The sequence below is a fragment of the Methanohalophilus mahii DSM 5219 genome (assembly GCF_000025865.1).
GTDB classification, from domain to species: domain Archaea; phylum Halobacteriota; class Methanosarcinia; order Methanosarcinales; family Methanosarcinaceae; genus Methanohalophilus; species Methanohalophilus mahii.
The window spans coordinates 185,688-201,575 of the sequence record NC_014002.1 but is presented as its reverse complement, the minus strand read 5'-3'; the positions used below and the strand labels follow the sequence as shown (position 1 = coordinate 201,575).

The window sequence follows — 15,888 nt, the reverse complement described above, 5'->3', positions numbered from 1 at the left end:
CTTCAATATGCAAGTTTGCCAAAGGGAGATTTCTCGTAATAATTCACAAAATTCTCGACCATGTTATCATTCTGTACCTCAGAGCCAAATAAGAGGTTTGTAATTGAAGGTTTGTTCACATAGTAGATAGAGGGTTCTCCTTCAATTCCACCCATACCAGCAGCCCTATCGATAGCATCATAGAAATTGCCGTACTCATCGATAAGCCCGATACGTTTGGCAGAGACGCCCGTGTAGATTCGCCCGTCTGCTATATCCTTCACTTCACTGACCGTCATATTGCGCCCCTGGGCCACATCCTGTACGAAAAGATTGTAACTTTCCATTATTACACGGTCTGCATATTCTTTTTCTTCATCGCTAAGACCACGCCATGTTCCACCCATATCCTTGAACTCACCTGATTTAGCAACATGGAAATCGATACCTTCCTCCTCGTAATAAGCAGACATGTTACGGAAGGTCCAGATAACCCCTATACTGCCTGTCATTGTATTTCGATTTGCAACTATCAGATCGGTACTGGAAGACACATGATAGGCAGCACTGGCAGCCACATCTCCCATGGAAGTCACAACCGGCACACCTGCCTGTTGGGCTTTTCTTATTTCCGTATTGATCTCTTCTGATGCGGAACCCGAACCACCGCCACTGTTGACCCGCAATACAATCGCTTTTACGCTATCGTCATCAACTGCCTTACGGATACTGGAAGAGATGTCCTCAGATGTGGCATAGCCGAGTCCTGAAGGGACACTGCCGGTCAGCATCGTACCCTGGATATAGATTACAGCCACCCTGTCATTATCGGGGTAAAAATCCCCTCCGGCTGCATAATAGATTATTGCAAAACTCGAACCGATTACCAAAAGCAGGACTGCAATAAGGGCAGCATATTTACCAAAATTACTTTTTTTTTCAGGAGCATCCATCCGGCCTTTGCCGGTTTCATCGGGAGGGGACAAAGGAGGCGAACCGGATAAGGGCTGGTCCTGCACAGGTTCTTCATACGGCTCGTCTTCTAATTCCGTATAAAGCGATTTATCACTGCCTGCAAGAAACCTCTTATTGCCCGAGAAACTTTCGCCCTCATCATTGTTGGTGGGATCGTTTTCGTTCATTGTATTCCTCTATATAAAGGCAATTATCACCCTGAATATTCAAATACCTTCTGACAACCCTCACTTTCCTTAAGAAAAGGAGCGAAATGTATTTTATAATTGTCTCCCATCCCATTGCAAACACATTATTACCATTAATACTGATACAAACGGAGAAATACCATGTCACGCTTTTCACCTGATAAACCCATACTTGTGACCTGTGGATTACCCTATGCCAATGGAATGGCCCACATCGGTCACTTAAGGACCTATATTCCTGCAGACATATTTGTACGCTCATTAAAAAAAATGGGTCATGAAGTTACTTTTGTTTGCGGCTCGGATACCCACGGCACCCCCATCGTATTCAATGCTGAGGAGCAGAATACTACCCCGCAGGCCCTGATCAAGAAATACCATAGCCATTTTGATGAGACATTCAAGTCAATGGGTATCGAATTCGATGCCTTCGGTACAACCGATGATCCAACAAACCATAATCGCACTCATGATATAGTGAACCGTTTGATCGAAAACGATTACGTATACCCCAAAACGATAGAGATCGCATATTGTGCCGGATGCAATCGATTCCTGCCAGACAGGTATGTGGAAGGAGAATGCCCGCACTGCGCAGAAAGTGCCCGGGGTGATGAATGCGATCAGGGATGTGGGAAACACCTGGAACCCGGGGAACTCAAAAATCCCGTCTGTACCATCTGTGGCGGGGTTGCCGAGTATAAGGAACAGGAACACTTCTTCTTTAAATTATCCCAGTTCAATGACTACTTGCTTGAATACCTTGACAGACTTGATGGTACGTCCAATGCCCGCAACTATGCCTTAGGATGGGTAAAGCAGGGACTTGATGACTGGTGTATTACCCGCAATCTCGAATGGGGTGTCAAATTCCCGGGTCGTGATGACCTGGTCGTCTATGTATGGGTGGATGCACCCATAGGTTATATCGCCTTCACAGAGGAATGGGCAAATGCAACCGGTGACAGCTGGGAAAAATACTGGAAGGATGATGGTGAAATAGTACATTTTATCGGCGGAGACATAATCTACCATCACTGTATATTCCTGCCTGCCATGCTTAAAGGTGCTGGTTATTCTCCCGCCTCATCTGTGGTAGCATCAGGTATGGTGAAGATAGAGAACAAAACCTTCTCAAAAAGCCGTGGTTACGTTGTATGGGTCGGTGATGACTACATGCAGCAGGGTTTCCACCAGGACCTGTTGCGTTATTACCTGGCAAGTTACACATCCCATACCAAGGAACTCAATTTCTCCTGGAAGGTATTCCAGGAAAAGACCAATACCGAACTTGTAGGAGTGTTCGGCAATTTCCTTTACCGCACATTACTCTTTGCCTACAAGAACTTCAAGGCCATTCCTGAAGGTAAACTTGATGATGAAGTCATGGAAACCATCCAGAATACCATTGATGAGGCAAGTGAGGCAATGGAAAAGTATGAGTTCAAAAAATATGCAGACAGCGTGATGACCCTTGCTTCCTATGGAAATATCTATTTCCAGTCCAGAGAACCCTGGAACCTGATAAAGGAAGACAAAGAGGAATGTGGCCGCGTACTCAAAAACTGCATGCAGATCGGCAAAGCCCTTACTCTGCTTTATGAACCCCTGATTCCTGAAAAGGCCGGAAATGCCTGGAAACAGCTCGGTATGGAGAGCGATGTACACACAGCACTCTACAGCCAGGGTACCGTGCCTGTTGAATCGGGTACATCCCTTAACAAACCCTCCATCCTCTTCAAGAAAATAGAGGATGAAACCATAGAAAAGATGGAAGCCATTGCCTCACAGCGGGTCAAAGAAGCCAATGAAAAACAAAACCGCAAGAAAGGAGAACAAATAATGACAGATAACGAAGAAATTACCTTCGAAGATTTCGGTAAACTCGATATGCGTGTAGGCACCATTGTTGAAGCTGAAAAGGTCGAAAAGGCCGACAAATTACTCAGGCTGGAAGTTGACATCGGCGAAGAAACACCACGCCAGATCGTTGCCGGAATTGCCCTGACCCATAGCCCCGAAGAAGTAAAGGGCAGACAGGTAATCGTACTGGCCAATCTCAAACCTGCCAAACTCTGCGGTGTCAAATCTTTCGGCATGGTGCTTGCCGGAGTGGATGAAGACGGCGGTGCAATTCTGCTTTCCCCTGAAAAAGAAGCAAAGAATGGAACACAGATTGGCTGATTTCAGCCTGATTTTTTTCCTTTTTACTTTTTTCCAAAATAGAATATTCCCAATCCCATCCAGAATAACATAACAACAAATGCCAGAAGGAGTACAGGTATTGGTCCGAAATAGAATATGAGGGGTACTGAAGCAGCTGTGAACACACCACCGCCTACTATCGGTTCAAATAATAACTGCTTATAACCAAATCCTTCCATAGCTGGGGACCTGTTATCCGGATCCGCTATTCTCATCAGCAGAAGACCGCTTGCTGTCATACCCATAGATTGACCAAAATTACCTATGCTCCTTTCAAACCAGTAAGTTGGCATCATCCTCGGGCCCAGGTATATGAATGCGACCAGGTTCCATACAATCCCGACTGTTGCCAGGATAATGAACGGCATCAGGTTGTTTCCAATGACTGTCAGGGAAAGGGTCGCTATGGCACTGGTTATCAATATATCCAGGGACAAACCCTGTATCCTCATCATTAGTCCCCTGTCCAGTGTTTGGTGGACATCATATCTGTCAAGGAACATCTGAAGGATGATACCCCCGATCATTGCCAGGGGAAAGAGGGGGATATAGGTCATGAGGTAGATATCGGTTGCCTGGCCCCAGGTGATTTTCTCAAGCTGGATAAGTGCCTGAAGGATCACATATCCAATCCCAATCGCAACTCCCACATAGGCAAAATGGAGTGAAAGAGGCTCAATAGATTCAGGTCTCGTCGTGATCTTGCCGGCGGATTCCCTTGCATCAAAATCAATTATGCCGGTCTGGCGACTTGCATCAAGAGAAATTTCTTCAGGGTTTTGCAGTACCATTGTTTTACCGGTCCTGACACCATAATTGAGCATCAAGATACCAAATATGACACCAAAAAGGATACCTACAGTTGCAAGACCAAGGGAAAGATCGCCTGCTTCCTCAAATCCCAGTTCTTCGAAAGTCGCAGCCATTCCAGCAGCCGTACCATGCCCTCCTTCAAAGGATATCTCAATAAGGGCGCCAGCCATGGGATCTATTCCAAAAAACGGAGTTAAAATCAGAATAGTTGCCAGTATCCCGAATACGTACTGTCCCCATGCTATGGTCTGCCCGTGAGTTATCTGAGGACCTGCCAGTATCCACATCTGACGTAGAGAAGGTATTTTTTTGCCAAGAAAGAGTGTAGCGAATATGATATTTATGAAAAGCCCGGGCAAAGCTATCCATACATCAAGCATATACTCAGGAAATAAACCGCCTGAAAGAAAAGTACCGGTGATACCAGCCCAGGAGACCACATTCCCAAGTACCTCTCCACCCAGAAACAAACCCAGAAAACCTCCTATAAGTGAACTGGGAATGAAGAGTTTTTGAAGGGGAGGAGATACCACCCGTATCCATTTTCCAATAAGTAAAACCAGTCCAATTACAATTAAACTAAGGCCTACCGTGCTGGCTGACATTGGACCATATCCCCCAAAAATTTACACGAAAATCACGAAAGACTGCTTACTCCATAACGAGTTCCAGATAGGATTTACGGATGGAATCCTCGGGTTTCAGGCCAAAATTTTCCATCATCGCAAAAATGCGTTTTTTGCTTTCTTCCATATCAGCATCCGAGATTATCTCAAATTCGATGAACTGACCCAGGGAATCCACTTCGTCCAGACATAAGGTGATGTCTCCTATTTTGAAAACATCCCTCACCTTCTGGACCCTCGCAGTTTCTTTGAAACCAAGTCTTTCCAGAATATGTATCATGGCTTCGGCTTCCACATGAGTCTGGATCTCCTCACGACTTTTGGTTACTTCGTCCAGTTTTTTACCCTTGTAGGTCAGGACCTGCCTGTCATTAACAGAACGTATACGCAAAGCTTCGTCCGTTTCTGCAAAATCCCGGTGCGGAGCATTATAGTAAATATCAAAATGCTCCTCTGTCTCCAGGAATTTTGCATCCAGCCTGTCAAGAACTTCACGAGCATGGGAGAGGGTGATACGGGATTTTACTTCTACCTCAAGCATCTCATCACGCCGGTGTGAATTTGGTACCGTAATGGAGCATACCCTTATCCCCGCTTTCACCGAGTTTGCGGAACACAGGCCTTACCTTCATACCGATGTTCACATCCTCTGGTTGTGCTATGATCTGGGATGTGAGCCGTGGGCCTTCCTCCAGTTTCACAATACCCAACACATACGGGGTCTGGTGTTCAAATCCTTCAGCTGCTGAATGAATTATCGTATATGTTACAAGTTCACCTTTGCCGCTGAACTTGTATTCCTCCATCTCCCCGTTCCTTCTGCAAAACGGACAGGTAGTCCTCGGAGGATAATAGTATTCATCACAGTTTCTACAATGGTTACCTACGAGATTATATCTCTGTACCTGCTGTCTCCAGAATCTTGCAACAGACATCTATAATCACCTCTCCCTGCCTAATACATGTACAAGTGCAGTAGCACCGGACCCTCCTACATTATGGGCCAGTCCGATCTCGGCACCCTCTACCTGTCTCTTCCCTGCTTCTCCACGAAGCTGGTTGACAATCTCTGCAGCCTGTTTGATGCCGGTCGCACCCACAGGATGACCACAAGCTTTCAAGCCGCCTGAAGTATTTACAGGAATCTTGCCGCCAATCACTGTATTGCCTTCTTCAACAAATCTGCCACCCTGTCCTTTCTCTACGAATCCAAGGTCTTCGATAGCACATATTTCTGCAATGGTGAAACAATCATGCACCTCTGCCACATCGACATCATCCGGCCCGATTCCTGCCATCTCATAGGCCCTCTTTGCAGCATAGACACTCGCATCAAGAGTGGTAATGTCACGACGGTCATGCAGGGCAATAGTATCACTTGCCTGCCCAGACCCCTTTATGTATATCGGGGTGTCGGTGTATTTGTGGGCATCTTCGGCAGGAGCCAACACAAGAGCGGCTGCTCCGTCAGTTATCGGAGAGCAATCAAAGATGTGTAAGGGGTCAGCAACCATAATGGAATTAAGCACTTTATCCACTGTGATATTATTCCTGTACTGGGCGATTGGATTATTGGTACCATTCTTATGATTTTTCACAGCAACCTGTGCAAGCTGTTCACTGGTTGTTCCGTATTGCTGCATATGCATGCGGGCTATCATGGCATACAGACCGGGGAAGGTGGCACCCATCATGCCCTCCCACTCCCGGTCAGCTGCTGCAGCAAGGGCTGAAGAAGCGCCAACGGAGGAAACGTCTGTCATTTTTTCAACGCCTGCAGCTACCACTATATCATTGTAACCAGATGCAACGGACTGTATCCCCTGCCTGAAAGCCAGTCCTCCGGAGGCACAGGCGGCCTCCACACGGGTGGAAGGGACATGCAAACCGGCTGCCAGGCCGGAATAATCAGCAATCAGGGCTCCGATGTGTTCCTGTTCAACAAACTGTCCGCCGCTCATATTACCGACAAACATACTGTCGATACTTTCTCCACCAACTCCGGCATCTTCAAGGGCTCCGACTCCCGCCTCAACAACTATATCACGGAAAGAACGCTCCCACATCTCACCAAATTTGGTAGTATAACTTCCGATAATTGCAACGTCTCTCATTTTTATCCCCTCACGACCTTTTTATCTTGCCTTTATGCTTTGCATACATTGCATAATCCATGTAGACAGGATTTGCAAGCAATTCCTCTACCCGGGGAGCTTTATCCCTTATCTTGTCGATCTTGTCCGTTACCCTGAAACTGAAGGCATCTGCTCCTGCACCAGAACCAAAGGCTGTGGCAAATATCCTGTCTCCGGGCTTTGCCTGATCAAGAGTAGCTGCAATACCCATCAGGCATGAACCGGAATAAGTATTACCCAATCTTGTGACCAAAAGGCCGGGAGCAATTTTTTCCTTACTGAATCCCAGCATTTTTGCCACCCTTGAGGGGAACTTACCATTGGGTTGATGGAATACTGCATAATCGTAATCCTCAGCTGAGGTGCCAAGTTTATTCATCAGGCCTTTTGCGGCACCCAGGACGTGTTTGAAATAACCGGGTTCTCCGGTGAAACGCCCACCGTGTTCGGGATAAGGCATACCCTCACGTCTCCAGAAATCAGGAGTATCGGTCGTAAAAGAATAGGTGTCTTCGATGATTGCCACCATTTCTTCTTCTTTGTTGCCTATAATATAAGCCGCACCGCCAGCAGCAGCGGTATATTCCAGCGCATCTCCGGGTGCACCCTGTGATACGTCCGAACCTATCGCAAGCCCCAGATCTGCCATACCGGATTGTACCAATCCCATGCATGCCTGTATACCGGCACTTCCTGCCTTACAGGCAAATTCAAGATCCGCTGCGGTCATCTCAGGGGTCGCTTCAACCGCTTCAGCCACTATTGTACTGGTGGGTTTGACCGCATAGGGATGACTTTCAGAACCCGTATATATCGCTCCTATCCTGGAAGGATCTAGACTGCTGCGACAAATTGCAGCCCTTGAAGCCTCTACCGCAATTGTTACAGTATCCTCATCCAGATCCGGGACGGATTTTTCATTCACCATGAGGCCTGCACTGAGTATATCTGCATTATCACCCCATACCTTCGCTATATCCTCCACTTTTATCCTGTATTTGGGGATATATGTACCGTATGAAACAATCCCTACGCTCATTGCTTAAATCACCTTTTGCTCAAAAATAAATATCATTCCATTACCTGATATTGACTGTAATGCTTTAATGCCTCGATCAATTCATCAAGGTCCATAGTCGTTGCCAGTAAGGGGATCCTGTCAACTTCTGCCATTTTTTTGGCCATCGGATCCACATCCCTGATACTAAGGCCGTGCAGAACCACGGCTGCGGGTTTTAGGTTGGTGACCCTGATTGCCACCATGGGGGATTTCCCTGTAGACACTTTAGTGAATATCATGGCACGTTCTGTGCTCCATCCATAAAGTTTCTGGAATTCATGGGAAGACAATTCAAGAATTGCCTTCTTGCTGTCTACCACCGTAAAACCATACAGGGGTTTTTCCACACCCCGGTTGGCCACATCCGCCTCAATTAGAGTGGCCAGTTTTGCAAGCTGCATTGGATATGTGTATTCGTAAGTTGCATAGACCGCTTTTGATGCCTTATCACTGTACAGCATGCCTTCATAGGCATGTATCTTGTGGCCTCCGCTTTCTGAATCAATATTTATCAAAGCATCCACTATCTTGCTGACGATAAGGGTTCCCGGAGACTTTCGCCTTCCACTTTCATAATCACTTATAACAGATGGCGAAACACCCAGATATGAAGATATATCAGTCTGGGCTATCTCGAAATTGAGTCTCCATTTTTTCAGAGCCTCCCCGGGCTTATCCGAAAGAGTGATCTCACCGGCCATTTTTTCAGCCAGGCGGTGACGTAAGTTCTCCTTTGATGCATCCTCGGTCATGTGCTACAATAACTTCAATACCAGCATGCATATATATTTAACGAATGTCGATTCGTCTATTGCCGATGTAGGGGCATTCATTCAACTTAAATATTATGCAATTTGTTAACTTCTAAATATGTGTGCAATGTTCTGCGAAACAAATTCCAATGTTTCGGAAGTGGTTCTCTACACGAAGTGCCCCCGCAAGATATACTTTACCAGCAGGAATGAAGTAATATCAAATGAAATTGAAAAACCTTACATCCGTCATTTGCTGCTAAAAGAACTGGCTCTTTCCTGTGCAGAGATTGCCGTATCAAAGCAGGAAATACTCCCACTTCTGCAAAAGCGGGTCGAAGAGATTGTACAGGAAATAATAACCATTTATTCCGACGAATTGGAGCACATCGATGAAAACCAATTCAAAGATGCATTGGAAGATGTATACGAAGTTTTGCCTGCAATAGCGGGCAATTTAAAGAACCAATTCGATGAAGAAATGATCGAATTAATAAAACCCGTTGAAATCGAACCCCTGATGCATTCGGATAAATTAAACTTAAGTGGTGCACCATCGGCAATCATCTGTTCCGATAAACAGAAGATTCCCATGCTCATAAAAACCGGTAATGCCCCAATGCAGGGTGTTTGGAAAAATGACCGGATACCTCTGGCAGCCTATTCCATACTTACAGAAGAAAGATACGACCAACCGGTAAATTCCGCAGTTCTTTTTTATGCCTCGCAGGGCCAGGCAAGATCTGTGAGAATTCGCCCAGCTGAGCGCAGGGAGGTTCTTAATATCCTCAAACGAATTGAAAAGATAAAGGAAGGAAAGATGCCACAGGCAAAGCGGGGAAAGCTCTGTGGATACTGTCCATACGAACAGATGTGTCAATCACAGGGCGATTCACTGGCTTCAAAGTTCTTCTGAGAACGACCACAATATTATTTAACCAGTACAGGATTTGCAGCATAGATGTCACAACCTGTATTCCATGGAGATTTGCTGCTGCAATGGTGCCACAGCTGCAATGTAGCCGTCCTTGGCAAAAAATGTGCCTGTGGGGCCGAATGTGTAAAAGTAAATGTCACACCCCCCGGAGATATAAGACCGGCTTTTCTGCACGACATCGAACACATAAACAGGATATCAAAACAACAGTTCAATAATCCGCTTCTTGACACGGACAGGATCGTGCTGCTCAACAAAGCACCCTACGAAGACCGCATGGATGAAGTTATCGTTGACGGCGAAGTAATTGCAAGCATACGTTATGAGATAGGCAAACTTGAGTGGGTACTTCTCCCCCGACTGGAAGCCGCTCGCAGGATTATGGCAGGCAAAGAAAATCTTACAGGTTACGTAACCATCGAGGACGATGTGAAAATATTCCTGCACAAAGGTGCAAACCTGCTTGCCCCGGGAGTACTGGATGCGGATTCGGGAATACAGAAAAATGACGAGGTAATAATAATAACCACTGCCGGAGAAGTAGTTGCTACAGGCCGTGCTCGAATGGATGGCCAGGAAATGATGGAAGCCCAAAAAGGCACTGCAGTTAAGCCCCGGTGGAAAGAGGATACGACTTCAAAAGTCAATGACAGAAAACCTTCATGCTGGGACGATGTTATCCGTGCAAACCGATTCATTATGGATGAAGCAATTGGACAAGCCCACGATTTCATCCAGAAAACCATTAAAAAAGAGGAACTGCCCATATCCGTATCTTATTCCGGAGGCAAGGACAGTCTTGCAGTAGTCCAGCTTGTGGATGAATGTGTCGGGGATTATGACATAATGTTTGCCGACACCGGGCTTGAATTCCCTGAAACCCTGGAAAACATCGACCATGTGGGTGAATTATATTCAAAGGATGTCAGATCCATAAGTGTCGGTGAAGCCTTCTGGGATTCAATCGATGCTTTCGGCCCGCCTGCTGTGGAGATGCGCTGGTGCTGCAAAATATGCAAACTCGGCCCCCTAAGCCAGTTGATAAAAGAGAATTATGATAAAGGCTGCCTGACCTTTGTAGGCCAGCGCAAATATGAATCAACAACCCGGGCCCGTAGTAATCGTGTCTGGAAAAATCCCTGGGTGGGTAACCAGACCGCAGCCTCACCGATACAGGACTGGACTGCCCTGCATATATGGCTCTACATATTCATGAATGAGTTGCCCTACAATCCCCTCTATGAGAAAGGATTTGACAGAATGGGATGCTGGTTATGTCCTTCGTCGTCGCTGGGGGATCTCAAACGCCTGAAAGAAACACATCCGCATTATGAAGAAAAACTGATGAAACATTTGTATGCCTATGCCGATAAAACCGGCATCGATAAAGAGTGGGCTGATTATGGATTCTGGCGATGGAAATCGCTCCCTGCCAACATTAAAAAAATTGCAGAGGAATTGGGAATTAATACTGCTCCCACAAGATACGACCCTAACAAATTGACATTCACCTCAAGTGTGGGCCATCGGCCCTGCACCACCGGAGAAATGACAGCTGAGGGAAGTTTCTCCACAGTCCTTGATATGGAAAAAATAAGGAAAAGCGGCATGTTGCTTGCTATTGGTGAAGTAAAGTATACAGACGAGATGGCAATGATCACCCGGAAAAAGGATACAGCACAGGTATTTGCCACAGGGTCGGTAAGAGTCAGGGCATCCTCCAAGTCCGATGCCGGAAAGCTCCTCAGGGACACAGAGAGCTCAATACGCCGCGCCCTGGGATGTACAGGATGCGGAGTCTGTATCGGCAAATGTCCCCACAATGCAATCCGGATAGAAAACAAAATTGCCTATATCGGAGATAAGTGCACCCATTGCGGCAAATGTATCGAGGTGTGTCCTGTGGTGAAATTTATACGGGACTAAAAAAAGGCTGATATAATTAAAGAGGAAGACATACATTTCTCTGTATGGAACTGACATGATCGATAGCTACATCGACACCATATGCAAGGGCCATGTTCTCTTTTGTAATTACTTCTTCAGCGGTCCCCTGTTCTATGAAATCGTTCTCGAGCATTATCGCTACATTCTTAGAGCCTATAAAACCATGATCCGGAAAGTGAGTGCTCATAATTACAGAAGTTCCCTGAGAGGTAAGCCTTTCAATAAGGTTCAGAACACGTACCTGATTCCCGAAATCCAGATGGGATGTAGGTTCATCCAGAAGCAAAATTTCCGGCTCCTGTGCCAGAGCCCTTGCAATTAAAGCAAGTTGTCTTTCGCCACCGCTTACTTCTGTAACAGGCCTGTCCCTCAAATGGGAGATTCCCACTTTACTGATGGCATTCCCGGCAATCCGGAGGTCCTTTTCTCCCGGAGATGAGAAAAAGGGAAGATGAGGCGCCCTGCCAAGCATTACAAAATCCAGTACAGAAAAAGGAAATACCGATTGATCAGACTGTGGAACGTAACCTATCTTTTGGGCAATCTCAGTCCTGCTCATAGAAGAGATATCATTCCCATCAATAAGGACGCTGCCCTCACTTAATTTTAATACATTGCCGAGACATTTTAGCAATGTGGATTTACCAATCCCATTGGGACCAAGTATGCATAAAGTCTCACCCTTTTTTAAAAAAAAGGAAATATCCTCAAATACATTCTTCTTCCCATCATACGAATATGAAGCATTGTCTACTCTTAATATCATGACCAACCAACCTTCTTTTTTTGTAAGAGATAAGCAAAGAATGGAGCCCCTATCAGTGCCGTAAGGATTCCCAGAGGAATTTCTATGCTCATTAATGTCCTTGCGAGGTCATCTACGACCAAAAGAAAAGATGCACCGAGGAAAACTGACATTGGTAACAGTTTTTTGTAACTTGGACCAACCAGCATCCGCGAGATATGGGGGACTACAAGGCCTACCCATCCAATAATACCGCTGATACTAATTGCAGAAGTAGTGACCAGAGTAGCACAAATGACGACCAGTATTGTCATTTTCCTGGTATCTATACCCAATGACCTGGCTTCTTCCTCTCCTAAAGAAATAACATTGATGCGCCACCCAATTAGAATAAGGACAAGCATACCGGCAAGAATTGCAGGTGTTACATAGATTAGATCCTCGACCCTGACAGATGAAAGACTTCCCATAAGCCAGAATACCATCTCAGGAAGTTTATCATATGGATCTGCGATATATTTTACCAGTGAGGTCAGAGCAGTGAAAACTGCACCTACAATAATACCTGAAAGTACAAGAACCAGTGTGGCTGTTGTTTTGCAGGACTTACTTAAGCTGTAAGCTAGAAAAGCTGCAAGTATTCCAAAAGAAAATGCCATTAACTGGATAACAAAGATATTCTCACTTATCAGGATACCAAGGCAGGCACCAAATCCAGCTCCTGATGCCACTCCTAAAATGTAGGGAGAAACCAGCGGATTGCGAAAAAGGCCTTGAAAAGAAGCTCCGGATATAGATAATCCAGCCCCTACCAGCATAGCTGCGATTATTCTTGGAAGACGTATCTGAAATATGACAGTGCCCACATTTGACGGCTCCACATTTCCTAATGATAAGAGCCAGAAAATGATGTTAGTCATTATAGTTTGTGGAGGGATTGAATACCTTCCCATAAAAAGGGAAAGTACAAAGAGAAATATCATAAGGAAAAATGCGAGGAATATCTGCGTATTACCCTCAGAGATTCTCTTATGAATCCCCGACTTCAAACCTGTGATTCTTCCAATACCATATGACATTTATATCTCATTTCCTAAAATCGGTTCGGTTGAGGGAGTCATTGCCTGGATGAAACGCTGTAAAAAGACCTGTTGTGCCTTGAAGAATCAAAGGACACACCATAGAACCTTTTATAGAACTGATTTGCCTCTTTATCAATATCAAAATTAAAAATCTCAGGATGTAACTTATTTGCGATATACATCAGACCCAGTATCCATCTGGGACTTCCAAAATCCCATAATGGACGAAGATCGTATATCCTCCTGTTCTTTATGGCATCTGCAGACAGACCATATTTTTTACAATAGGCATATGAATCGGAAACCGGGGTTGAAAGGAAGCCTGATATGAATATGAACTCGGGGTTCATGTCGCAAAATTCATTGTGAGAAATACCAACCCCGGGTTTTCCCTCCCGGTTGATCAGCTTGTTTACACTTTCCCCGCCTGCAGCTTCAACAAGATTATTCTCAATTCGCTCCCCATTGAGTGCAAAAAGGGGATATCCCATACAATAATAGACCCGTGGCCTTTCAATGTCATTTGTCACAGACCGTATAAAATCCAGTTTTTCCCTCATATAAGCCACAAGTTCCATACCCTCCTTTTTCCTGTCTGCAAGGGCGGCAAAATGCTCAATTACATCAAAATAAGAGTTAAGGTCCTGAGAACTGGCATGAAACTCCTCCAAATATCCTGTTTCCATGACATTGGCCCATATTTCAGCAAGTTTATGATCATCCTTTACACCAAGACAGACAAGAATAGCATGGATCATCTCCAGGGCCCGGGTTATCCTGTATCCTCCCATAAATCCAGGTTCATGATAAGAAACTTCACTTACTTCTCCTCTGAAAAGGGCCGGATTAGAACATTCACACATTCCTTGAGGCAGGTAGGATAAAGTACGTGAGCCCATGGGACCAAAGAACTCCCTCTGGAAAATGATGTTACTGCATTGCGCACATACAGTATTCAAATGATCGGTACCCGGCGAATTGAAAAGATACACATGATTTAGGTATTGCTTTAATTTGCCACACAGAACTTCACTTTCCCTTATCGTTGGTTCGATCTGAGGGGCTGCATCTCCAAAAGGTACAAACCTCATGACCTGAAACGATATATCCCTTGAAAGGGAGGAAACAAATTTTGCAGTATTTATGACCTCATCCTCTGAACCTTTGATATAAATGGTAGAGACCTCAACATGAACATCGCTTTCTTTCAGTAATTTCAGATTCCTGAAAACAGGTCCCGAACCCCTGGCACCGCACGAGATATACCTTTCATCTGAATAACCCTTTATACCGATATTTACGAAATCGATCAAAGGGATCAGTTCTTTCAATGCGTTTTCTGTAAAATATCCATTTGTGGAGCATCCGATCAAAAGGTTGTTCTCCCGGGCCTTGTTAGCAAGGTCGCAGAATGTAAAATAGGAGACAGCCGGATCGTTCAGGCAAAAAACGATCCCTATGCAGTCTTCATGAAGGGCTTTATTGATCACATTCTCATTGCTAATTCCACTTTTCTTATTAGTTGAAAGAAGACGGGATGCCAGGATTTCTGAGATGCAGCCTTCACATTTGAAATTGCAGCCAACGGTACAAACCTGCAGAAACGTCCCCCGCGGATAATAATGAAGCAGAGGCACAGTCTCAATGGAAACCGGAAACATTGTAAAGTAGTTGTTTGAAAATCTCTCGATTATCCGATCATCCTTGTTGATATACATTCGACATTGACCACTCTGTCCTTCTGCAAGATCGCAGCCTATCTCACATATATTGCATTTCATCTGTTAGTCCACCTTTTTGAGACAGATCCAGAAACCGGATTCATCATCTATGATCGTATAAGGATCAATTCCAGCAACATGAAGTGCTTTTTTAAAAGACTCCAGATTGGTCCTGTCCAGCCGTTTTCCGACACATTTTGACCATTCAGGATCCCTTTTTTCCATAGCCTGTGTGATCTTTGATTTAAGTTCAGCCGTCCCGAAACCCCCTCCAATATAGGCCATACCACCGGATTTTAGCACACGGTATATTTCCCTGAAGGCTTCGGGCACATTCTGCCAGAAGAATAGAGAACCACGGCTTACGATCAGATCAGCAAAACAATCTTCAAAAGGCATATCATGAACGTCACCGAAAATAGGTATCACATTTTCGTTCAGATCAAATGATTCAATCTTCCTCTTTGCAATCGCGAGCATTTTTTCAGAAAAATCCATTGCATAGACTTTGCCGTCAACAATTTCACCCAGGGCTATCGCAAGGGATGCAGGTCCGCTGCCCACATCTATGAAATTCCCGCTCTTGATCTGACATCTGTTGATTATCTGCTGTGAAATAACCGGATATATAGGAGCAAAGATATTGGCAGCAACATCTTCGAAATTTTCGGCATATTCATCATGAAACCCAACTCTTTCAGTTAATTCTTCTGTCATGTAAGT

General features: G+C 45.1%; 14 protein-coding genes. 3 read left to right on the top strand and 11 right to left on the bottom strand.

The window, feature by feature from the left end; genetic code table 11:
* Positions 1–2: 2 nt before the first annotated feature.
* Positions 3–1,121 (bottom strand): signal peptide peptidase SppA, encoded by a 1,119-nt coding sequence (gene sppA / locus MMAH_RS00850; protein ID WP_013036648.1) that lies wholly within the window; start codon positions 1,119–1,121, stop codon positions 3–5.
* Between the two features lie 162 nt (positions 1,122–1,283).
* On the opposite strand from sppA, the gene metG reads away from it, so the two are divergent.
* Entirely contained in the window at positions 1,284–3,326 is a 2,043-nt protein-coding gene (metG, locus tag MMAH_RS00845; protein WP_013036647.1) for a methionine--tRNA ligase, read from the top strand.
* A gap of 23 nt (positions 3,327–3,349) precedes the next feature.
* Here the strand turns inward: metG and MMAH_RS00840 are convergent, their stop codons facing one another.
* Genes MMAH_RS00840 through MMAH_RS00815 form a run of 6 tightly spaced genes read right to left on the bottom strand, consistent with a single transcriptional unit; the run spans position 3,350 to position 8,733 of the window.
* On the bottom strand, positions 3,350–4,765 hold the full coding sequence (locus tag MMAH_RS00840; protein WP_013036646.1) for a sodium/glutamate symporter: 1,416 nt from the start codon (positions 4,763–4,765) through the stop codon (positions 3,350–3,352).
* Positions 4,766–4,811: 46 nt separating this feature from the next.
* Positions 4,812–5,327 (bottom strand): class IV adenylate cyclase, encoded by a 516-nt coding sequence (gene cyaB, locus MMAH_RS00835; RefSeq protein ID WP_013036645.1) that lies wholly within the window; start codon positions 5,325–5,327, stop codon positions 4,812–4,814.
* 4 nt (positions 5,328–5,331) lie between these two features.
* Entirely contained in the window at positions 5,332–5,721 is a 390-nt protein-coding gene (locus tag MMAH_RS00830; protein ID WP_013036644.1) for a Zn-ribbon domain-containing OB-fold protein, read from the bottom strand.
* Positions 5,722–5,727: 6 nt separating this feature from the next.
* Complete coding sequence (locus MMAH_RS00825) at positions 5,728–6,900, bottom strand: thiolase domain-containing protein (RefSeq protein ID WP_013036643.1); 1,173 nt, start codon at positions 6,898–6,900, stop codon at positions 5,728–5,730.
* A gap of 10 nt (positions 6,901–6,910) precedes the next feature.
* A complete protein-coding gene (locus MMAH_RS00820) occupies positions 6,911–7,960 on the bottom strand; it encodes a hydroxymethylglutaryl-CoA synthase (protein WP_013036642.1) in 1,050 nt (349 codons plus the stop codon).
* A gap of 32 nt (positions 7,961–7,992) precedes the next feature.
* Positions 7,993–8,733, bottom strand: coding sequence for a helix-turn-helix domain-containing protein (locus MMAH_RS00815; protein WP_013036641.1), 741 nt, complete (start codon positions 8,731–8,733; stop codon positions 7,993–7,995).
* 127 nt (positions 8,734–8,860) lie between these two features.
* On the opposite strand from MMAH_RS00815, the gene cas4 reads away from it, so the two are divergent.
* Both cas4 and MMAH_RS00805 read left to right on the top strand, forming a co-directional pair.
* Positions 8,861–9,649 (top strand): CRISPR-associated protein Cas4, encoded by a 789-nt coding sequence (gene cas4 / locus MMAH_RS00810; RefSeq protein WP_172632561.1) that lies wholly within the window; start codon positions 8,861–8,863, stop codon positions 9,647–9,649.
* Positions 9,650–9,694: 45 nt separating this feature from the next.
* A complete protein-coding gene (locus tag MMAH_RS00805; protein ID WP_013036639.1) occupies positions 9,695–11,596 on the top strand; it encodes a phosphoadenosine phosphosulfate reductase domain-containing protein in 1,902 nt (633 codons plus the stop codon).
* Positions 11,597–11,612: 16 nt separating this feature from the next.
* Here the strand turns inward: MMAH_RS00805 and MMAH_RS00800 are convergent, their stop codons facing one another.
* From MMAH_RS00800 to MMAH_RS00785, 4 genes are read right to left on the bottom strand one after another with little or no spacing between them, the layout of a single operon-like run.
* Entirely contained in the window at positions 11,613–12,383 is a 771-nt protein-coding gene (locus MMAH_RS00800; protein WP_013036638.1) for an ABC transporter ATP-binding protein, read from the bottom strand.
* Positions 12,380–13,441 carry a FecCD family ABC transporter permease gene (locus MMAH_RS00795; RefSeq protein ID WP_013036637.1) on the bottom strand — a complete coding sequence of 354 codons (1,062 nt, stop codon included), beginning with the start codon at positions 13,439–13,441 and terminating at the stop codon, positions 12,380–12,382. The genes MMAH_RS00800 and MMAH_RS00795 overlap by 4 nt, the downstream gene beginning before the upstream one ends.
* Before the next feature lie 38 nt (positions 13,442–13,479).
* The gene (locus MMAH_RS00790) at positions 13,480–15,225 is read right to left on the bottom strand and encodes a radical SAM protein (protein WP_013036636.1); all 1,746 of its coding nucleotides are present in this window, start codon (positions 15,223–15,225) and stop codon (positions 13,480–13,482) included.
* 3 nt (positions 15,226–15,228) lie between these two features.
* Positions 15,229–15,882, bottom strand: coding sequence for a class I SAM-dependent methyltransferase (locus tag MMAH_RS00785; protein WP_013036635.1), 654 nt, complete (start codon positions 15,880–15,882; stop codon positions 15,229–15,231).
* Positions 15,883–15,888 lie beyond the last annotated feature (6 nt).